Genomic DNA, 21,784 nt, shown 5'->3' with positions numbered 1-21,784 from the left:
TTCCTACAAAAGTCGAAGTCCAGTTTTGATCTGCATAGATGCCTAAAAGAGGAAATGTGCAGTAAAAGTGTAGCTATTGTTAAAGCATGTAACTATTTACCGCGAATAATATTGATAATGATTATTGATAACAATAGCCATTAAGTAGAATTTCACAAAAAAAGCTCAGGAAAAAATGCTCATTTAGGTTGAATATATCTATTTAAACGATTGGTAAATAAATGAAATTATAAGAAAAATAAAATAATGATAATAAATGGAGGAAGGGTTTTTGATTTAATAAACATATAACAAAAACTTTAAAATCAACAAAAAAAATAGCCTCTTAAAGAGGCTATTTAAAAAACGTTATTCGTTGAACTTAGTATTTAAAGTTCACAGAAAGTACTGCATTACGACCATCTGCTTCTGTTGCATAGTGAGATGCATAAGCTTTGGTGAAATAACGTTTGTCAGAAAGGTTGTTTAAGTTTAACTGTAAATCAACGTTTTTGTTGACGTTATAGCGAGCCATAGCATCGTAACGAACATAACCTGCAACCCATTTAGTATTTGCTGCATCGCCAAATACTTGATCAGCATAGAATGCACCTGCACCTACAGTGAACTGAGGTAATACTTTGTATGTTGTCCAAAGTGTTGCACTATTTTTTGGAACGTTTGGAAGTTGTTTGCCTTTTGCTGGATTATCAGCAGTACAAACACCTTGACGGTTACAAGATGGACCAGGATTTGTCATTTCACTGTCTAAATAAGAATAACCCGCAGTGATATCCCATTTATCTGTGATTTTACCATTTGCAGTTAACTCAACACCATCAACTTTGCTTTCACCACCGTTGGTATATGTGCCTGCATCAAGTTGAATACGTGTATTTTGCTTTTCTGTACGGAAAACTGCTGCGGTTAAATTGAGTTTATCGTTAAATAAATCCCATTTTGTACCCAATTCAATAGTACGCGCTTCTTCTGGTTTTAAGTCCATATAAGCTTTACCAATGCTTTCAGAACCATCACCAGCATCGACACCTACAGGGTTAGCAGATGTTGCGTAGCTCGCATAAATTGAACCATTTTCAACAGGTTTAAAGGTTAAACCCGCTTGATAAGTGAAGAAATCTTTATCATTTTCGATTTTTTCACCTGTCGCATTTGTTACTTGTTCAGTATCAAATTTATCCCAACGTACACCTAAATCAAGCAACCATTGTGGAGTAAACTCAATATTGTCTAAGAAATAAACTGATGTATTTTTTGTTGTGGTCGTAGTGGTATTACGATTCGCTGTCGCTGTTCCTAACCATGGGTCATGAGGGTTTGGATTGGTGAGCGAAGTACACCAAGCATCATTATTTGCACAGTTGCTGTTAAAACCACCTGTAGTTGAATCTTTATAACCTGGATAAGTGGTTGAATAATTTCCTTTATCAGACTCTTGGTCAGAATATTCAGCACCCAAATTAAAACGATGTTTAATTGAACCTGTGTTGAATTTACCTGTTAAAGAAAGTTGATCTGTGAAGATATCCGTATCTGTAATACGTGAGTTGATACGACGCCATACTTTATCATTTAGAACATTACCTTTTGAGTCATCAGGCTGTGTCCATAAATAATCATTTTTAGATTTACTATAAATGGCAGTATTTGAAAGCGTTAAATTATCTGTTAAATCATGTTCAACTTTTAATGTTGCAATATGATTTTCTTGCTTTTGGAAATCACGATCAAGTAAACCATAGTAAATGCCTTGTTTTACATTGACAGGTTTACCTACAGTGGCTTTTTTATCTTTATCATACTGATATGGCACACCAGAATCAGGCGTATCATCAGATTTTAAATAATAGTAGCTGGCTGTAGTACGTGTTGGAGTATCTAAACCAAAAGTAATACTTGGTGCAATCCCGACACGTTTGTATTCAGCACCATCGGCTTGACCAGCTTTTTCATTATGGTGTCCCATCACAGCAACACGAGCAGCAATACCATTACCAAAGTCTTTATTGCCATCAAGCGTAATACGTTGGTAATTGTCTGTACCGCCAGCTACAGAACCTTCTAAAGAATCGCCTTTTTTAGCGACTTTAGAAATCATATTTACGCTACCACCAACAGAGCCTGCACCACCTAGAGAAGATGAAGAGCCTTTCGTGATTTCAACTTGTTCAACAGCAAACATATCACGGTTTTGTGAAGTGGCATTACGCACACCATCGACATACATTGAACTTTCAGAGTTATAACCACGAATAATAGGGCGGTCACCATTTGGGTTGCCGCCTTCACCTGCACCTAAAGTAATCCCTGGTACTGTGCGCAGTGCATCTGCAAGTGTTGTTACTTGTGTATCTTCGATCAATTTTTTTGAAATAACAGAAACTGATTTTGGTGTGTCTAAAAGTGGTGCTACAAATTTGGAGTTAGCAGATTCATCGACTTTTAAGCTTTGTTGTTTTGTTGCGTGAGCTTGAGCATGAATAGTAGGCAGTTGTTGCACTTCTTCTTGGGCAATGGCAGTTGTTGCCATAACAGATAAAGAGGATGCAAGAGCCGAAACAACAACCTTTTTACGTGATTTGATAAATGACATGGAGACTCACTAGAGAGTAATGCAAATTTGTATGCGAATAATAATAATTCTTATTCTTTATCACTATTTTTTGTAATTGGTTTTAACAATAGGTGAAATTATATCAATAAGTAAAAAAAATGAAGAAAAGTGTAATTTTTTATTAAGTTTTTGATTTGTATTGTAAATTTAAAAACCCTCTCGTAAGAGGGTTTTTTATTGTTTTTACTGATTAAAAGTCATAAGAGACAGATAACCAGAAGTTTCGTCCAGGTAAGTAGGTTCCATCCATACCTGAACCAATCGACATATAATCGTAAGCAGTGGCTAATTCACCTTTAGAATTTATATAGCTTTGGTTCCCAGCAAAGTCTTTATCTAACAAATTGTTAATTGCACCATTAAATCGTAATTGATCATTTACGCTATAACTTGCACCTAAGTTAAAGAGGTTATAACCCTTTAATTTATTATTTGTTAATTCATAAATAATTGCGGCATCAGTTCCTGCGGTTTGTTCCGTGTCATAACGTGTACGGCTTGACTTATATTCGTGTTGTAACCAAAGGTCAAATTGATCGTTGATATGCCATGTTGATGTTGTATTAAAAGCATTTTTAGGCACATTACTTAAAGCATTTCCTTTGTCTTTGCCTTTAGTAATTTCTGTTTCCATATAGGTATAGGCAGTTTTTATATCCCATTCAGGCAGAATGTTATATTTTAAACTCACTTCTACACCTTCAGACTTTGCTTCATCTGCATTGGTTTTTTGTGAAAATGATTTTTGGTCAGTGATATGTGCACCAAAGCTGATACAACTTGGATTATTTAAATTAGGCTGCTGACCATTGACTGTATAATTACAGTTTAAAATTTCAGGTCCCGTGGTAAAACGATCTTTGATTTTGGTATGGAAGATTGTTGTTGAAAAGTCTAAATCACCTTGGTTAAAGTAAAAACCAAGTTCATAGTTGGTTGACTCTTCAGGCTTTAAGTTCGGTGAACCAATACCAAAACTGGTGCCTTGTCCACTGACACTAATGATTCCATTATGTAAGTCTTTTGCAGAAGGGGCTTTATAACCTGTACTTACTCCACCTTTTAAGGTGATCGCATTTGTTGCATTCCAAACTAAATATGCACGTGGACTAAAGTGCCCACCAAAACCACTATGTTCTTCAAAACGACCGCCTAAAGTCATACGAAGATTATCTAACATCTTCCATTCATTTTCAGCGTATAAAGACCAAGAGTCCTTTTTAAACTCAGAACCAACGCCAGCAATATCATCGGCAACAGTGGCTTCTTTATATTCAGCACCAACGGTAACTTTATGGTTGGCAATAGGAGCAATAAAATGAGTATCTATAACCAAATCGGTATTTTCTAAAGTACGATCAGCACCAGAAGCGATATTATTTGGAAAAGTATTATTTGGAATTGTACGTCCAATCGTTTCAGTTGTGGTGTGGCTAGCGTATGATTTCCATGTTCCAAGTGCATAATCGCCATCATGACCTACAGAAAATTGAGTACGATTAAATTCTAATTCATCTTGATAACCATTGGCTTTTTTCGCAGTATCTTGAGTACCTAAACGGTTATCGTCATTTTGATAGTTTTGAGAAGAATGAAACGCATCGAACCAAAGGCTATTTTGCTCATTGAGTTTGAGATTTAATTTTGTGCCAAAATCGAAGTTGTCGCTTTCACTTGGACGCGGATCTCGTCCTGCTGTACCAGGAATACGCTCTGATTTTTGACGATCTAAATAACTACCACGAAGTTGTAAACCTAAACGGTCTTGAATAATAGGACCATTTACCACAAAGCTTGACTTCCACGAATCTGCTTCGCCTTTATGTTCCATAATATTACCGCCAACAGTAATATTGCCACGCCATTCATTGCTGATTTTTTTTGTAATGATGTTAATCACACCGCCCATTGCTTCTGAACCATAACGTGTTGCCATCGGTCCACGAATCACTTCAATACGTTCAATTGAAGACAGAGGAGGTAAATAACCACTTGATGTTTCGCCAAAACCATTGGGTGTGACATCGCTAGAGGTTGATTGGCGTCTACCATCAATCAAAATGAGCGTATAAGGTGCATCTAAACCACGCATTTTAATATTTAAACCAGATGTCTTACCGACACCATCACGTAAATCTAGTCCAGGAACATCAACCAATAAGTCAGCGATAGACGTTGCATTTTTTTTCTCAATGTCTTCTTTTGACACCACACTAATACTTGCAGGTGCATTTTTTAATTTTTGTTCGAAACCCGAAGCTGTAAATACAACTGTATCGAGCTGTTGAATCGTACCTTGTTCTGAAGGCGTTGTTTGCGCATAAGTCACAGAGGCGCTAAACGTACAAAGTGCAAGCGTTAGAGGGTGAAGGTTGAATTTACTCATAAAAGAATTCCAGTGTTGGACGAGAAAAATAAATATATGAAAAACATCAAAAATATTGAGGTTGAATAATAGTGAGAAATATTATTATTTGCAATAAAGATCAATTTTTTTAATATAAAAATGAAAAAAATCAAAAATGAGAAAAAGAAAGATGGAGAAATTTTTATTTTGATGGTTAAAATAGCCGAAATTTTGTATATCTATAAAGTTGTCATATAATGTGGCACTTTTTTAAATTGTAACTACTATTATATAGAGGAAGCCATGCAAGTAACTTCTGAAGCGGTTTCGGGCGTTGCCCGTCGTTTAAATGTATCTGTACCGACGAGCCGTGTAAATGAGCAATTCGAAGCTCGTTTAAAACGCGCTGCCAAAACTGTGAAGATTAACGGCTTCCGTCCAGGCAAAGTGCCTGTAAACGTTGTTCGTCGTGAATACGGTGCAAGTATTTACCAAGAAGTGGTAAATGACATCATCCGTGACTCAGTATTTGAAGCAATTCAACAAGAGAAAATCAATGCTGTTGGTATGCCAAACATTGATAAAGTTGAAAACAAAGATGATGCTTTGGTTTTTGAAGCAACTGTAGAAGTTTATCCAGAAGTTTCAGTAAATGCACTTGATGCATTAGAAGTTGAACGTAAATCGACTTCAGTGAATGACAAAGATGTCGACACTATGCTCGAAAACTTGCAAAAACAACGTCAAACTTGGGCTGAAACCAAAGGTATGGCGAAAAAAGACATGCAAGTAACTTTCGACTTTGAAGGTACTGTTGATGGTGAAAAATTTGAAGGCGGCGCTGCGCAAGACTTTAAACTTGTTTTAGGTTCTGGTCGTATGATTCCTGGCTTCGAAGATGGCATCATCGGTATGAAGAAAGGCGAAGAGAAAGTAATCGACGTTACTTTCCCTGAAGATTACCAAGCTGAAAACCTTGCTGGTAAAGCTGCTCAATTCAAAATCACTGTGAAATTGGTTGAAAAACCAAAACTTCCTGAAATTGATGCTGAATTCTTAAAAATCTTCAACATTACTGAAGAAGAAGGCGTTGAAAAATTAAAAGCTGACGTTCGCAAAAACATGGAACGTGAAGTGAAAAATGGTCTTCGTAACCAAGTTAAATCTGCTACATTTGATGCATTAGTTGCTGCAAATGAAGTTGAACTTCCTTCAGCAATGGTTGCTCAAGAAATTGACCGTCAACGTCAACAAATGATTCAACAGTTCACTCAACAGTTCGGTGCTCAAGGTGCGCAAGCATTTGACAGCAGCATGCTTCCTGATGACTTGTTCAAAGAACAAGCTGAAAAATCAGTAAAATTAGGCGTGTTAGTGAGCAAAGTATTAGCTGATGCTCAACTTGAAGTGGATGCTGCTCGTGTTGAAGCATACATCGAAGATATGGCGACTTCTTACGAAGACCCAACTGAAGTGATTGAATACTTCAAAAATGATGAAAAACAACGTGCTCAAATTGAAGCTGTTGTTTTAGAAGATCAAGTAGTAGATTATATTTTAGCTGCTGCTAAAGTATCTGATACTGAAGTAAGCTATCAAGATTTATTGAAAGAACAACAAGCGCGTCAACAAGGCTAAGTTGTTTTTCACTAAAAGGCGCTTTCGGGCGCCTTTTTTTATGCTGTATCAAATTTGTAATTGTCCCAAATTCACAATGCTTATTCAAAAAAAATTTGATATTTAATTGGGAATATTTTGCAATTTCAATCATTATCCCTCATATTGTCAAATATGAGCTGAGTAACAAAAAATTCAGGAATAAATAACATATGTATGTTCCATCTATTGAAAATGCTTTAGTCCCTATGGTTGTAGAACAGTCATCTCGTGGTGAACGTTCTTTTGATATTTTTTCACGACTTTTACGTGAGCGTGTTATTTTTCTAACAGGTGAAGTTGAAGATAACATGGCGAACCTGATTGTCGCGCAAATGTTATTTTTAGAAGCTGAAAATCCAGATAAAGATATTCACTTATATATTAACTCACCGGGTGGTTCAGTAACTGCGGGTATGGCGATTTACGATACTATGCAGTTTATTAAACCCGATGTCGTGACTTATTGTATGGGTCAAGCAGCATCTATGGGCGCATTCTTATTGAATGCGGGTGCTAAAGGTAAACGTTATTGCCTTGAAAATGCACGAGTTATGATTCACCAACCATTGGGTGGTTTCCGTGGTCAGGCATCAGATATTGAAATCCATGCGCGTGAAATTTTATTTATTAAAGAACGTTTAAATCGTTTAATGGCAGAACATAGCGGTCAAGATTATGAGCGTGTGGCAAAAGACACAGACCGTGATAATTTTATGACTGCACAACAAGCGAAAGAATATGGTTTAGTCGATCAAGTGTTATCAAAACGCCCTCAAAACTAAGCTTTAATGTACAGATTTAAGATTTGGAGTGAAAATGTCCGATAATCCTCAAGGACAAAAACATTGTTCATTTTGTGGAAAAACACAGTCTGAAGTTGGAAAGCTGATCGCTGGTGAGGACGCGTACATTTGTAATGAATGTGTGGATGTCTGCTTAGATTTAGTTCAAACCAGTCAACAAGTTGAAACTGGGGATTGGGCAACACGTCCATTGCCTAAACCTCATGAAATTCGTGCAGCACTTGACCAGTATGTGATTGGTCAAGACACTGCAAAGAAAACTTTATCTGTGGCTGTGTATAACCACTATAAACGCTTGAAAGTAACGCAATCTACGCAAAAAACCAAAGATACGATTGAGTTAGCAAAAAGTAATATTTTACTGATTGGACCAACAGGTTCTGGTAAAACATTATTGGCGCAAACGCTTGCGCGTTTACTTGATGTACCTTTTGCGATGGCTGATGCAACCACTTTAACCGAAGCAGGTTATGTGGGTGAAGATGTTGAAAACATTGTACAAAAGCTATTACAAAAAGCGGATTATGATGTAGAAAAAGCCCAAAAAGGCATTATCTATATTGATGAGATTGATAAGATTACGCGTAAATCTGAAAATCCATCCATTACCCGTGATGTATCAGGTGAAGGCGTACAACAAGCACTTCTGAAAATGATTGAAGGCACTGTTGCATCTATTCCACCTCAGGGCGGACGTAAGCATCCACAACAAGAGTTCATTCAAATTGACACTTCAAATATTTTATTTATTTGTGGTGGTGCATTTTCTGGGCTTGAGAAAGTGGTACAACAGCGTCAAGAAAAAGGTGGTATTGGATTTACCGCTGATGTGAAAAATAAAGATGATACTAAAAAATTATCTGACTTATTCCGTCAAGTTGAAGCAACAGACTTAGTAAAATTTGGTTTAATTCCAGAGTTTATTGGTCGTTTGCCTGTCATTGCGACGCTTGAAGAGCTCGATGAAGAAGCATTAATGCAAATTTTGACTGAACCAAAAAATGCATTAACACGTCAGTATCAGTATTTGTTTGAAATGGAAGATGTAGATCTAATTTTTGAAGACTCAGCATTACGTGCTGTGGCAAAAAAAGCGCTTGAACGTAATACAGGCGCACGTGGTCTACGTTCTATTTTGGAAAATGTTTTACTTGAAACCATGTATGATTTACCAAGTCGTGAAGATATTGGCACAGTCATCATTAATGCTGATGTGATTAATCATCAAGCAGAACCTGTTTATCAAGTAGAACGTCAGCCGAAGCAAGAACAAGCTGTTGAAGAAAAAGTTGATTTAAAAGTGATTGATAGTAAATCTGCTTAAAATGATTGAGTTGTGATCTGCAACTCATCTGAAACGTGTAAGAAGCTGGACTTTTTACACGTTTTTTATTTTTAAATCGCCAATGAAATGTTAAGCTGATATTGAGAAAATCATCTTCATTCAAAAATGAAAATAAAAAATACGTGGTGAGGGATAATCATGCGTTACTTTGGTCTAATTATTTTAACCAGTTGTGGGTTGGCTGCTTGTCAAAGTCATCAAACTGTACAACAACCAACCGTAGGTCAAGCAGTATCTACTTTAGATGCTGTGAATTTTGAAAAAGAAAATTCTTTTGTCTATGAGAAGCTAGATCAATATAAACTCGGTAAGTTTTCTGTAGGTTCATGGGTCAATCAAGAGCCTGGACAGTATTTTAAACTGGTAAAACCCCAAAATCCGAATGCCGCTGTGATTTATTTTTATCGTCCTGATAGTAAATGGAATCGCCAAGAAATTATTGCGCAGAGTTTCTATTTAAATGGCAAGCGCGTGCCTAGTCTCATCAGTAATCATTATTATTGGATTGAGTTGGCTGAAGGTGATTATAAACTTAGTTTAAGTCGACCTTTGGCAGTGGTGCATTTTCAAAAACCTAAAGTTGCTTATTTTCATGTGCAAGCAGGTCAGCAATATTTTGTGAAATATGAAGAAGAAAAATTCCGTGGTGGTCCAAACGGTGGTGGTGAATTGTTGAAAGTGGGTCCATTGATGCAAATGCCGACGCGTCAAGCCTTAAAAGAAATTGCCATGACACAATTAAAATCGCCTGGTTTAAACTTTGTTGGCGAAATGACCGCAGATGGAAAGCTGATTAAACCTCAGGAAAAAATTGATAGTGGAGATTATCAAGCCAGTGATGATGTGCATTTGAGTACGCCATTTAAGATTTGGAATCCTTTAACATGGTGAGTTAGTGACTGGCATCACCCATTTAAAAAAAGAGGCAATTGCCTCTTTTTTATAGAAATAAACAGTATTATTTGTTTTCTGCGGCTTTTTTGAGTGCCTCTAGTTTTTTATTCACTTGAGCAAAGTCTTTTTCAGCCGCTTGAATGGTCGACATAAGCTGAGTATTGACGATTTTCATTGATTCTTGGGCAACAACTGGACTTTTAGCTAAGATAGATTGTCCGACTTGGCTTGAGTAAAAATCAATTTGTGCTTGTACTTCTTCAGCAGTGTAAATATCTTTGTAAATTTTTTGATAAATCGGCTGCATTTTATCCCAAGAAATACTTTTCTTGTTTTGCTCATGTAATTGATCTGCTAATTCATTGGCAACGATTTGCTCTTGTGGATTCAGTTTTTCATGCTGTACGATATTTTGTACAATGGTATACGCTTGCTGATCAAGTTGTGGACGAATTTGTTGTATGGTTTGTTGTAAAAGTTGATTGATTTTCATCACTTCTATCAGCTTTTGTACTTGCTGGTCGCTCGCAGGAGTGGCAAAAGTGTAAGGTGTAATCAGTATTAAACCGCTGAGTAATAAAGTTTTAAATTTTTTCATCTGACTGTCCTTAAAATATGACGAATAGAAAATCTATTGAGAGAAAAATTTCTCCATGGCTTGTGTAAGTTTAGCTTGTGCTTGAGCTGAAGGTTCAGCATTTTCAGGGAAAATTTGTTCAACAGTTTCAATAATTTTCTGTTCAAAGTTTTTATTGTTTAAAATAGATTGTCCTATTGCTGTGTTATAAAATTTAATCCATTGCTGTGTTTCTTCTTCAGTCATATTTTGGTTGTAAATATTAAATAAGCTTTGTCTAAACTCATGTTTATACGCATCACTTAAATAATAATTTTGAATTGCATTATAAATACGCGTTTGATTTTCTTTCGTTTGGGGAAGAGAGTGATACTCAATGATCTGCTGTGTTAGTTGTTGAAATGTTTCACGCGTTGAGAGGTCTTTGATCGCTTGATTGATGTTAATGACATTAAGCAGTTGTTCTGTACTTTCTGTGCTTACTGGCGCTGCATATAAACCTGTGTGTAGTAGGCAAAGACTGAGGCTAAACATTATTGTCTTGATCATTTTTGGTTCTCACGAATAATGTTTTGAATATCTTCTAAGTTGATAATTTTATTAAAATCATTACTTGAGGTATCAACAATTTTTGCAATCATAATGGGAACATTTTGCCCCGCATTTTGCATATTGGGTTGTTGGTAAACGTTGATTAAGGCTTGAGCTTGTTCTTGACTGAGTGTTTGATAAGCCGCGCGAATGTTAGTCAGAAAAACTTTTTCATCAACTTGTTCGATCATGTCGTTAATCATGATGTCTGATATTTGTATGATTAAAGCTTGTTGTTCAGCTGAAAGCGCTTGTTTGTATTGTAATTGATCAAACATCAATTCTTCAGTTGCACTTTTCATATTCGGCATACTTTGTTTGAGCAAAGCAGGTTTAAATTGATCCCAATGTTCAATTTTAATGAGTTGATCAATCTGTTGTTGTGTCGCAGAGGCTGCAAAGGTATGAAAACTAAAACTCAATATAAATAAAGAATACAGGTAGGGTTTTATTGTCATTAGATTCTCATAAATAAAAAAGCACCCTAATCATAGAGTGCTTTTTCATCAATATTCAAGCAATAAATCTATTTAGCGTTGAATAAAGACTTAGTTCGCTGCTGCATCAACCACTGGGATTTTCCCAATTTTTGCTTGCCAGATTTTTGGTGCTGTTGCATGGATTGATGTACCGTTTACATCAACTGCAACAGATACAGGCATATCTTCAACCACAAATTTGTAGATTGCTTCCATACCTAAGTCAGCAAATGCAACTACTTCAGCTTGACGTACTGCTTTAGAAACAAGATACGCTGCACCACCGACTGCCATCAAATAAGTTGCTTTATTGTCTTTGATTGCTTCGATTGCAGTAGGACCACGGTCTGCTTTACCAATCATACCAAACAAGCCAGTTGCTTCTAACACTTGGCGAGTAAATTTATCCATACGTGTTGCAGTCGTAGGACCTGCAGGACCAACCACTTCATCACCTACAGGATCAACTGGACCCACGTAGTAAATAAATTTACCTTTCAGGTCTACAGGAAGCTCTTCGCCTTTGTCGAGCATTTCGCACATACGTTTGTGTGCAGCATCACGACCTGTATAGATTGTACCGTTGAGTAATAGCGTGTCGCCCGGTTGCCAAGAATTCATTTCTTCTTGAGTAATGTTGTCTAGATCAACACGTTTAGAAGATGAAGAATCCCAAGTCACTTCAGGATAGTCAGAAAGTTTAGGTGCTTGAATATGTGCAATACCTGAACCATCTAATTGGAAGTGCGCATGACGCGTTGCAGCGCAGTTCGGAATCATACCGACTGGTTTACCCGCAGCATGACATGGGTAATCTTTGATTTTAATATCTAGAACTGTGGTTAAACCACCAAGACCTTGTGCACCGATACCTAAAGCATTTACTTTTTCAAAGATTTCAATACGAAGTTCTTCGATTTTGTTTTGTGGTCCACGACGAAGTAATTCGTCCATGTTGATTTCTTCCATGAGTGATTCTTTTGCAAGCATCATGGCTTTTTCAGCAGTACCACCAATCCCGATACCGAGCATACCCGGTGGACACCAACCTGCACCCATTGTAGGAACAGTTTTAAGTACCCAATCAACGATTGAATCAGAAGGGTTTAACATCGCAAGTTTAGATTTATTTTCCGAACCACCACCTTTTGCAGCAACAGTGATGTCTACTTTGTTACCCGGAACAAGTTTGTAGTGAATCACAGCAGGGGTGTTGTCTTTGGTATTTTTACGACCAAAAGCAGGGTCAGCAAGTACAGATGCACGAAGAACGTTGCTATTTTCAAGATAGCCTTGACGTACACCTTCATTGATTGCGTCATCTAAGCTCATGGTTAAATCAAATTTAACGTCTAAGCCCACGTCAACAAATACGTTAACAATACCAGTATCTTGACAGATTGGACGATGACCTTCTGCACACATACGTGAGTTGATTAAGATTTGTGCAATTGCATCCTTGGCAGCTTTGTTCTCTTCACGGTCATAAGCACGGCTCATCGCTTGGATGAAGTCTTGTGGATGATAGTAAGAAATGAACTGAAGCGCATCCTTGACCGATGTGATCAAGTCATCTTGCTTGATAATAGTTGTCATATCGAAAATCTCTTGAGCGGGCTGATAGCTAGCGGGCTAAATTATACGTGATAAAGCAGCTTTTGTGGATGACTTGCTTGAATTTTGGCTAAAGTTTAATGTTGAATTTGCAGGGTTAAGAGATATTGAGTCAAATCAGCAAAGTTTTGTAGCAGAATAAAATTTTACTCTATGTTATAAAAATATTAGCTTTAAAAATATTTTTAGATTTTCTAAACGATTGTTTGTATTTTACTTTTTTTAACATTTTAAAATATGACAGTGTTTGTCATAAATTTGTCATAAATATTTCACATAATACAAATATTAAAACAGAGAAATGAAATATGACGATTTCAAGTATCCTGATGGTTGTAGGTTTTAGTATTTATATTGCTGCAACTTGGGTGTATGGACAGAAAGAAGATCAGGCATAAGCTTTATCTTCTTTTTTTATGCTTGAGTTTTATTTCAAAAGCTAAGTAAGTATAAAAAACCTATCAAAAAATATTTATAATTTAAAAATTAATTGTTTAAAATTTTATGATCAAAAAATAAATCTGGATGCTGATTAACTTCGTCATTACCCCAATATCTATGTAGGGCTGAAAAATTCATAGCTTTATCAGTTTCCAACTTATTTAAACCCATGACACAGCAGAATGATAATTGATCAAAACTGTAATAAAAAAAAGACCACCCAATCCGTAAATTGGGTGGTTTGAGTATCAAACCTTAATAATCTTGCATGAGTTTAGATTATTGAGCAGCTTGTTGTTCTGCTTGAATCGCAGTTAAAGCAATCGTAAAGACAATATCATCGACCAAAGCACCGCGTGACAGGTCATTTACAGGCTTATTCAAACCTTGCAACATTGGACCAACACTGACCACATTGGCAGAGCGTTGAACTGCTTTATACGTGGTATTTCCTGTATTTAAATCAGGGAAAATAAACACATTGGCACGACCTGCAACTTTTGAATCTGGTGCTTTAGAGCGTCCTACACTTTCAACAGAAGCCGCATCGTACTGTAATGGACCATCAATGAGTAAGTCAGGGCGACGCTGTTTTGCAATTTCAGTGGCTTTTGCTACTTTTTCTACATCTGCACCCATTCCTGATGTACCTGTAGAATATGAAATCATGGCAATACGTGGATCGATCCCAAAGGCTTTTGCAGAGTCCGCAGACTGGATGGCAATCTCAGCCAATTGTTCTGCATCTGGGTCTGGGTTGATTGCACAATCACCATAAACATAGACTTCATCAGGTAATAACATAAAGAATACTGAAGATACCAGTGAATAGTCAGGCGCAGTTTTAATCAATTGGAAAGCAGGGCGTACAGTATTTGCTGTGGTATGCACAGCGCCAGACACTAAGCCATCAACTTGACCAAATGCAAGCATCATTGTGCCAAGTACAACAGTGTCTTGTAGCTGATCACGTGCTTGTAAATCATTGAGTTTGCCTTTACGCAATTCCACCATTTTTTCGACATACTGTTCACGAATCAAATCTGGATCAATAATTTCTAAATCATGAGGCAATTCAATATTGCGTGCACGTGCGACTTCAACGACAGCTTCAGGTTTTGCCAATAATATACAGTGTGCAATTCCACGAGCTTGACAAATTGCAGCAGCTTGAATGGTACGATGTTCATCACCTTCAGGCAGTACAATACGCTTTTTCGCAGCAATTGATTTTTGTACCAATTCATGACGGAAAGCAGAAGGTGATAGACGAGGTTGATAATCACCGTTTAATAACAAGACTAACCAGTCCATATTAATATGGCTCGAAACAAAACGTGTGACTTGTTCAGCGCGCTCAGTATCATCGACTGGAATTTCATTGCTTAGATTTGAAAGTAACTGAGTTGTTTCAAATGTACTTAATGGCGTATGTAAAATAGGTAAACCATTTTTAATTGCTGTTTGACAGAATGCCAATGCAGCAGGATTAGGTTGATGATGTTCTGCTAAAACCAAACCTGCCAGTGGAATACCATTACTGGTTGCAAGACTTGCTGCAAGTAAGACATCAATACGATCTGAAGCGGAGATGATTAATTCACCAGCAATAAATTTTTGTAATTCATGTTCAATATTAGAAGCAATTAAACTGCTGTGTAAAACACGACGTACAGTTGATTTACCTTCATTAATCCAACTTGCTTGGATATGTGTAGCAAGGTCTGAAACACGCGGTACACTTAAAGTATCGCTGAATGGAACTAAACCAATCACAGGTAAATGTTCAGTGCCAATATGCGCATGTGTACGTTGAATGGCTTGTGTAAATTTTTCTGTTTCTTCAACTAAACGCAAATCTGGAGCAAATGTCACAGGAATTTGTGCTGAATCTTCAGATAAACCACGTGTACGCATAAACAATACACCAACATTACGTGCTGATGCCGCACCACCAAAATAGCGTAATTGAGCTTCAACTTTTTCTGCAGTCTGTTCAGGCTTGGCAATATTGGCATTGCTGACAAAAATAACTTTTGCATCAAGTGCTTGAGCAAGTGAAGCATTAATTTCACTGGCAAAAGCATCACGTGCGCTCGGGACTAAACCTTCAACAATAATAATGTCATGTGTACGGGCAACTTCACGATGTAAACGAACAGCTTCTTCAAGTAGCTCGTCAGTTTCACCTGTGTTGAGTAAATAATTTAATTTTGCATATGGAATTGGTTCAACCGTTTCAGTTTTAGAAACATGACGATAGAGCGCAGTTGTACGATCAGACTCGGCTTTTTCATCTTGTGAAAATGGTTTTAAAAATCCAGCTTTTACCCCCTGACAATCCAGAGCATAAATAAGTCCGAGACATGCAGAGGTAAGACCTACGCCTTCACCTGTAGGAACCAATAAAATTGTTTTCATACGCTATTCTTAAAAAGATAAATCAAAATAAATTTTAAAATGAAAGCTGGTGATGGCTAATTAAGCCATCACAGTTTCAGTATCAGACTTTTTTGCAGAAGTATTCACCTGTTCTAGTACAACATGCTCAGTTTCTTTTGCAATACGACCTTCTTCGTCTGTTGGTACAACCCAGATTTGTGGACCTGTACCAGCATCAATACGACCTTCAGTACCACGTTTTAAACTATTATTTTGTTCTTGACTCAAGTTAAAGCCAAAATGTGGTAAATAAGCGACTGTTTTTTCACGAATATAAGCTGAGTTTTCACCAATACCACCTGTGAAGAATAAGCCATCAATACGTGGTAGACCACAGCTTAAAGCTGCCAATGATTTTGCTAAACGGTAGCAAAAAACTTCAATCGCAAGTGCTGCATCTTCATTGCCTTGTTCAGATGCTTCAATGAGCGTACGCATGTCATTTGAAAGGTCAGACAAACCCAGTAAACCAGATTGGCTATTGAGCATTTTGTCGATTTTATAAATGTCCCAACCCAAGTTTGAAGCTAAGAAACTATGAATACTTGGGTCTACATCACCACTACGTGTACCCATTACCACACCTTCAAGTGGTGTTAAACCCATTGAAGTATCGACGGATTGACCATTCCAGATAGCACAAGTCGAGCTACCATTACCTAAATGCGCTGTAAGCCATCCACCTTTTTTAAAGCTACCTGCAAGTTCTGAACCACGTTCAGAAACGTATGCATGACTTGTACCGTGGAAGCCATAGCGACGGACATTATGTTCTGTATATAAAAATTTTGGTAATGCGTAACGATAAGCATGTGAAGGCATCGTTTGATGGAACGCAGTATCAAAAACTGCAACTTGTGGTAAATGTGGGAATAAACGCATCGTTGCTTCAATACCAACTAAATGCGCAGGATTATGTAACGGTGCAAGTGGTGTTGCAGTACGAATACGTTCAATAATTTCAGGTGTTAATAATTCTGCTTTGGTCAATGTACCGCCATGTACAACACGATGACCAATCGCTTGTGGATTATGATGTGCTAAACGCTCAAGAATGGTTTCAAGGGCTTTCTCATGATCTGCATGAGGAATGGAAAGCTCAAGTTCGGCACCACCAGTGGTAATACCTTTAATACGTGCATCAGCAGAACCTAAGTTTTCTGCTAAACCAAAGATTCGATCTTCACGACGCTCTGAAACCAAAGCATATTTAATTGATGAAGATCCGCAGTTAATTACTAATACTGATGTAGACACGTTTTATTACCCGAAATTGTAATTTGATATGGTCGTCCTGATTGATCTGATTACGCTTTTTATTGGTGCAATTTAGATCAGTAGTGATGTTGTACCATGTGTTGTTTTTCTGTCCTAGATAGACTTTAGGTGATTAGACTTAAGCACTATCGACCACTTTAAGAATTATAATTAGAATTTATCAGTTGATAGATTTCATTTATAAATAAAATAGTACAGTACAAAAGTATGATCTATTTTAAACATAGCACGATTTTTATACATTTTAGCTGAGTTTTATGTTAAGAATTTTGTATGTCTCGTGCGATGTCTCATGAGTTTTTATATTTAATTTCAGACCAACGTACAATTACATAAGCAATTAAAGCCACCATAAAAAACACAAGCATCATCCATGCTAAACCTTGCAATGTCTCAATAATGGTTCGATAAACCTCTAAAAACCAACGTTCTTGGGTGAGTTTTAAAATGACTGGTGCTTTCTCGTTGGTATAGGTGATTGGGCTAATATATTTTTCCATATCATAAATACGAATACCTGAAGATGTACCCACCACCATACCTGCAAATTTGGTGTATTTTGCCCAAGCTGTATGGATTGGATCATTGATAATACGCGCTAAAATGGCATTAATAGAGCCTGAAAAAATGCGCATGACTATAAACGAAACCAGTAATGCCAAGAAAAATGTAATGATGATTAAGGCGTAAAACATAATTTTTTCCTTTTTTATGTTTATATTTTTATTGTAGGAAAAATTTTATGTTGCAATGTAATTTTTTAATGCCATAAAAATAAAAAACCGTCCAATTTTAAAAACTGAACGGTTTTACTTCAATGTACTGACTTATTGACGAATTTGACCATCGCCTAAAACAATCCATTTTTGAGAAGTTAAGCCTTCTAAACCCACTGGACCACGTGCATGAATTTTATCGGTTGAAATGCCAATTTCAGCACCTAAACCATATTCAAAACCATCAGCAAAGCGAGTAGAGGCATTCACCATCACAGAGCTTGAGTCGACACGTGTTAAGAACTGACGTGCCAAACTGAAGTTTTCAGTGATGATTGAATCTGTATGATGTGAACCATATTTATTAATATGCTCAATCGCTTCATCTAAACCAGATACAACTTTAACAGCTAAAATTGGACCAAGATATTCTTCATACCAGTCTTCTTCAGTTGCAGTCTTTACTGAAGCACCTAAAATACGGCGAGTTTCCGTATCACCACGGAGTTCAACTTGCTTTTCAGCATACAGTTCTGCAATCAACGGTAAAAACTCTTCAGCAATTTTTTCATCAACCAATAAAGTTTCCATAGCATTACAAACACCATAACGATGTGTTTTTGCATTTAAAGCAATTGGAAGTGCTTTATGTAAGTCTGCTTGTGCTTCAACAAAAACATGGCAATTTCCATCTAGATGTTTAATCACAGGAATGGTTGCTTCGTTGGTAATGAGTTCAACTAAACCTTTGCCGCCACGAGGAACGATCACATCGACGTATTCTGCTAATGTAATCAATTGCCCCACTGCGGCACGGTCTGTTGTATTAATGACTTGTACACAAGTTTCAGGTAAACCTGCTGCTTTTAAACCATGTTGAATCGCTTCAGCAATTGCTTGGTTGGAATGAATAGCTTCTGAGCCACCACGTAAAATAATCGCGTTGCCTGACTTTAATGCTAAAGAAGCTGCTTCAAGTGTAACGTTTGGACGTGATTCATAAATCATGCCAACAACACCTAAAGGCACACGCATTTTCCCAATTTGAATGCCTGTTGGGCGATAAGCTAAATCTGTAATTTCACCAATCGGATCAATTAAACCAATGACATCTTTTAAGCCGTCAAGCATTGCGACAAAGCGTTTGGGGTTGAGTTCTAGGCGATCAAGCAGTGCGCTGTCCAAATTGTTGGCATGACCTTTGTCCATATCCACTTTATTTGCAGCTAAAATTTGCGGTTGGCTATTTTGTAAAGCTGTATAAATAGCAGATAACGCATTATTTTTTTGAAGTGTAGAAGCACCTGCCAAAAAGCGTGAGGCTTGGCGGGCTTGTTTCCCTACAGTTTGCATATACTGTTCAATAGAATCTTGCATAGCGTTTTAATTGACCACCTAGAAATTTCTCTTTGATAGTAGCAGTCAATACAAATGCAAGGAAGACTGATGAGAAAATAAAAAAATAAAATGCAAGTAAAATGAACGTTTTTAAATATTTTGCAATGTTTTTAGCATTTAAAAAAGATAAGCGGTCATTTGAGCAATTGCATAGAATTCACATATTTGTATAGAATGAAACCATAAGGACATTGAAATGATACAAAAGTAAGTCGGTATCACGATTTGATAAAACAACGCGAGCAATAAAAATCTTGCAGACTAAAAGAATAAAGCAAGGATGGAGGAAGGATATGAATTCCATTATCCAAATGGACTCAGAATCAAATCAAAACTTTAAGGGTTTTGGTTTTTTTGATATTTACAATAAAAATAGTTTCAAGCAACCTGCACGTACAACTTGGATTGACGGCTGGAAAATTGAATATATGGCAATTGCTGATCCTCGGACAGTACATAATACGCCTATTGTAATTATCGGAGGAGCTTTTCAAAATTTTAACTCATATAAATATTGTGTTGAGCAGTTTTTTGAAAGCGGTCCAGTCATTTTAATCGATCTCCCATCTATGGGAGCAAATCAACAAATTACAAATGTCGATACAGGTTTATCCGCAGGTACTTTAGAGCTTCCTGACTTATCTCTTATGTTGGGACAGTGGTTTGATATTGTTGGTATTTCAAAGGTCAATGTTGTCGGTATTTCCCTTGGTTCAGTCATTGCTTCTTTTTTTGTTGAGCAACGTCCTGAGCTAGTTGAAAAAATGATTTTAATGGGAGTAATGCAAAAGACCCGTAAAAGTTGGCGTATGTTGCTTGAAGAATCCTTAATGCTCATGAAAGAGCAACGTATGGATGAGTTTGGGCAAGCTGTAATTTTATATTTAGTCAATCATGCCAAGCTTGATAAAACACGCATGTCACCTACAGCTAAACGTTTGTTTTTTAAACAAATGGCTGAGTTTTCTGCGACTGAACAAGAGCGTTACGAAATCAATTGCTATCGTCTGTTAAGACTTTCTAATGTTCCTGTACCCAAATGTAATAGCTTAGTTGCATGTGGGCAATATGATAGTTTCACACTTCCTCATGAAAATGCAAATTTTGCGTTGCAATGTCCTGATATGCAGTTTGCAATGATTGCTAATGCAGATCATGTGCCTCAGTTACAACGACGTAAAGAAACCATGACTTTATTTACCACCTACTTAAAAGGTGAATCGATTCATGGTTTAGATGGTATTATTAACTTAACCCGTGAAGATATGCAAAATATGGAGCGCCGTGGGGAAGACCGCATCCAAATTCAGCAACCTGCTCGTAAGCTCATTCATCGTCATTTACAGCATGAAGCTGCTGTTGTGGTGAATGATTTGAATTATTTTGGCTTATCTATGATGCTGAGTGCAGAAGATGCTGCATTTGCTGAAGAAAATACACGTGATTTAGCTTTAATTTTAAATGATGAGCAAGGTGATTTTGCGATTGAGTGTTTAATTTTTGAAAGAAATGAAAATAATATTCGCGCTTTATTCAAGCATGGTAGTTTTGAAAATGCTGATCGTTTATTGAAGTTTATTGCAGCAGAAAAGCTAAATTTACAAACACCTATACAAGAAATTGAATAATTTTTTAAAAACCAGTCTTAATGACTGGTTTTTGAGTGGAAACAGTTTTATGTTTTAGCATGAATCATCCACACTAAATCACCTAAATGTTCTTCTGAGTTCATTTGTGCAGATTGTTGTGGTTGAAAATAAACATGTGGTTGTAGCACTTCAACCTGTGTAAAGCCTGCTATTTTAAAAAAATCTTGGATTTCTTGAGGTTTTTGAAAGTGGAAACTAAAAGCACTGCGCGAAATCACTTTTAGTAATTTACTGCTGTTCCAAATCACACTTGCGAGTTTATTTTTTACAGGTTCAGGATAAATATCGGTCAAGTAGTGTAAGGCTTTAAAATTTTGCCCATAATGCACAATAGATTTTAGGAGTTGCTGTAGTAAATCTTTTTCAAAATAATTAATTAGCCCCTCACTAATAATTACTAAAGGGCGCTGTGGATCAAAGACAGCAAATGCATTTTTAAAGTCTTCAGTAAATAAGTCAACGGATAAAACTTGAGGGCTAGATGGATCAATTTGTTGTAAAGCTGTTTGCTTTGTCTTTGCCATATCAGGCAAATCGAGTTCACGATAATCAATATGTGGAAAGTGTTTTCTAAACCACCAACCGCGTGGTGAAAGCCCAGCAGCAATTTCTAAAACTTGTAGATCAGGATACTGATGAATTAATTGTTTTAGTGTGTCATCAAGCATAGTGTGACGTTCTTTTAAGGTGGTACGCATGCTACCCCCAACATACTTTTCTGCCCATGTTTCGATAGGGTTGGCGATAAAAGCGAGTGACTTTCCTTTTGATGTTGCAAGTAATGGGTGAGAAATCCCCATTTGATACCAAATATACCCTGTATAATGCGCTGTAAATGAAATATGGCGATGTTTAGAAAGTTGTTGAGTCATGGTTATCCTTAACTTTATTTTTGTTATTTTGACTATTTCAAATCAAAAAAGGGACATACAAAATG

The 21,784-nt window shown here is 36.8% G+C and carries 15 protein-coding genes and 2 pseudogenes; 6 read left to right on the top strand and 11 right to left on the bottom strand.

Going from position 1 to position 21,784, the window contains the following annotated elements:
- Positions 1 to 361: 361 nt before the first annotated feature.
- Both HX005_RS00515 and HX005_RS00510 read right to left on the bottom strand, forming a co-directional pair.
- Positions 362 to 2,593, bottom strand: a complete 2,232-nt coding sequence (locus HX005_RS00515) for a TonB-dependent receptor (RefSeq protein WP_286375918.1) — start codon at positions 2,591 to 2,593, stop codon at positions 362 to 364.
- Positions 2,594 to 2,804: 211 nt separating this feature from the next.
- The gene (locus HX005_RS00510) at positions 2,805 to 5,000 is read right to left on the bottom strand and encodes a TonB-dependent receptor domain-containing protein (protein WP_286375917.1); all 2,196 of its coding nucleotides are present in this window, start codon (positions 4,998 to 5,000) and stop codon (positions 2,805 to 2,807) included.
- 264 nt (positions 5,001 to 5,264) lie between these two features.
- On the opposite strand from HX005_RS00510, the gene tig reads away from it, so the two are divergent.
- The 4 genes from tig to HX005_RS00490 all read left to right on the top strand — a co-directional run bounded on the left by tig (position 5,265) and on the right by HX005_RS00490 (position 9,659).
- A complete protein-coding gene (gene tig / locus HX005_RS00505; RefSeq protein WP_107006753.1) occupies positions 5,265 to 6,599 on the top strand; it encodes a trigger factor in 1,335 nt (444 codons plus the stop codon).
- Positions 6,600 to 6,790: 191 nt separating this feature from the next.
- Positions 6,791 to 7,402, top strand: a complete 612-nt coding sequence (gene clpP, locus HX005_RS00500) for an ATP-dependent Clp endopeptidase proteolytic subunit ClpP (protein ID WP_107006752.1) — start codon at positions 6,791 to 6,793, stop codon at positions 7,400 to 7,402.
- Between the two features lie 34 nt (positions 7,403 to 7,436).
- Positions 7,437 to 8,747 carry an ATP-dependent protease ATP-binding subunit ClpX gene (gene clpX, locus HX005_RS00495; RefSeq protein WP_286375916.1) on the top strand — a complete coding sequence of 437 codons (1,311 nt, stop codon included), beginning with the start codon at positions 7,437 to 7,439 and terminating at the stop codon, positions 8,745 to 8,747.
- 159 nt (positions 8,748 to 8,906) lie between these two features.
- Entirely contained in the window at positions 8,907 to 9,659 is a 753-nt protein-coding gene (locus tag HX005_RS00490) for a DUF2846 domain-containing protein (RefSeq protein WP_107006750.1), read from the top strand.
- Between the two features lie 67 nt (positions 9,660 to 9,726).
- Here HX005_RS00490 and HX005_RS00485 read toward each other — a convergent pair whose 3' ends face one another.
- The 8 genes from HX005_RS00485 to HX005_RS00450 all read right to left on the bottom strand — a co-directional run bounded on the left by HX005_RS00485 (position 9,727) and on the right by HX005_RS00450 (position 19,177).
- The gene (locus tag HX005_RS00485) at positions 9,727 to 10,260 is read right to left on the bottom strand and encodes a DUF2059 domain-containing protein (protein ID WP_286375915.1); all 534 of its coding nucleotides are present in this window, start codon (positions 10,258 to 10,260) and stop codon (positions 9,727 to 9,729) included.
- Positions 10,261 to 10,293: 33 nt separating this feature from the next.
- Positions 10,294 to 10,788, bottom strand: coding sequence for a DUF2059 domain-containing protein (locus tag HX005_RS00480; protein WP_286375914.1), 495 nt, complete (start codon positions 10,786 to 10,788; stop codon positions 10,294 to 10,296).
- Positions 10,785 to 11,288, bottom strand: a complete 504-nt coding sequence (locus tag HX005_RS00475; protein WP_286375913.1) for a hypothetical protein — start codon at positions 11,286 to 11,288, stop codon at positions 10,785 to 10,787. Before HX005_RS00475 ends, HX005_RS00480 begins: the two co-directional genes overlap by 4 nt.
- Before the next feature lie 90 nt (positions 11,289 to 11,378).
- Positions 11,379 to 12,905, bottom strand: coding sequence for a fumarate hydratase (locus HX005_RS00470; RefSeq protein WP_107006746.1), 1,527 nt, complete (start codon positions 12,903 to 12,905; stop codon positions 11,379 to 11,381).
- A gap of 738 nt (positions 12,906 to 13,643) precedes the next feature.
- Positions 13,644 to 15,785 (bottom strand): phosphate acetyltransferase, encoded by a 2,142-nt coding sequence (pta, locus tag HX005_RS00465; protein WP_286375912.1) that lies wholly within the window; start codon positions 15,783 to 15,785, stop codon positions 13,644 to 13,646.
- Between the two features lie 60 nt (positions 15,786 to 15,845).
- Positions 15,846 to 17,063, bottom strand: a complete 1,218-nt coding sequence (locus HX005_RS00460) for an acetate/propionate family kinase (RefSeq protein WP_286375911.1) — start codon at positions 17,061 to 17,063, stop codon at positions 15,846 to 15,848.
- 311 nt (positions 17,064 to 17,374) lie between these two features.
- Positions 17,375 to 17,779 (bottom strand): hypothetical protein, encoded by a 405-nt coding sequence (locus tag HX005_RS00455; protein WP_286375910.1) that lies wholly within the window; start codon positions 17,777 to 17,779, stop codon positions 17,375 to 17,377.
- 132 nt (positions 17,780 to 17,911) lie between these two features.
- Positions 17,912 to 19,177: a glutamate-5-semialdehyde dehydrogenase gene (locus HX005_RS00450; RefSeq protein WP_286375909.1), complete on the bottom strand. Its 1,266-nt coding sequence runs from the start codon at positions 19,175 to 19,177 to the stop codon at positions 17,912 to 17,914.
- A 314-nt stretch (positions 19,178 to 19,491) separates the two neighbouring features.
- On the opposite strand from HX005_RS00450, the pseudogene HX005_RS00445 reads away from it, so the two are divergent.
- Both HX005_RS00445 and HX005_RS19660 read left to right on the top strand, forming a co-directional pair.
- A pseudogene (locus tag HX005_RS00445) lies at positions 19,492 to 20,536 on the top strand (alpha/beta fold hydrolase); the annotation flags it as partial.
- 98 nt (positions 20,537 to 20,634) lie between these two features.
- Positions 20,635 to 20,826 (top strand): annotated as a pseudogene (locus tag HX005_RS19660) (alpha/beta fold hydrolase); the annotation flags it as partial.
- 47 nt (positions 20,827 to 20,873) lie between these two features.
- Here HX005_RS19660 and HX005_RS00440 read toward each other — a convergent pair.
- A complete protein-coding gene (locus HX005_RS00440) occupies positions 20,874 to 21,719 on the bottom strand; it encodes a class I SAM-dependent methyltransferase (protein ID WP_286375907.1) in 846 nt (281 codons plus the stop codon).
- Positions 21,720 to 21,784 lie beyond the last annotated feature (65 nt).

It is taken from the genome of Acinetobacter sp. R933-2, assembly GCF_030325485.1.
Classification (GTDB): Bacteria; Pseudomonadota; Gammaproteobacteria; order Pseudomonadales; family Moraxellaceae; genus Acinetobacter; species Acinetobacter sichuanensis.
The sequence above is the reverse complement of the archived record's forward strand: the minus strand, read 5'-3'. Positions and strand labels throughout refer to the sequence as shown.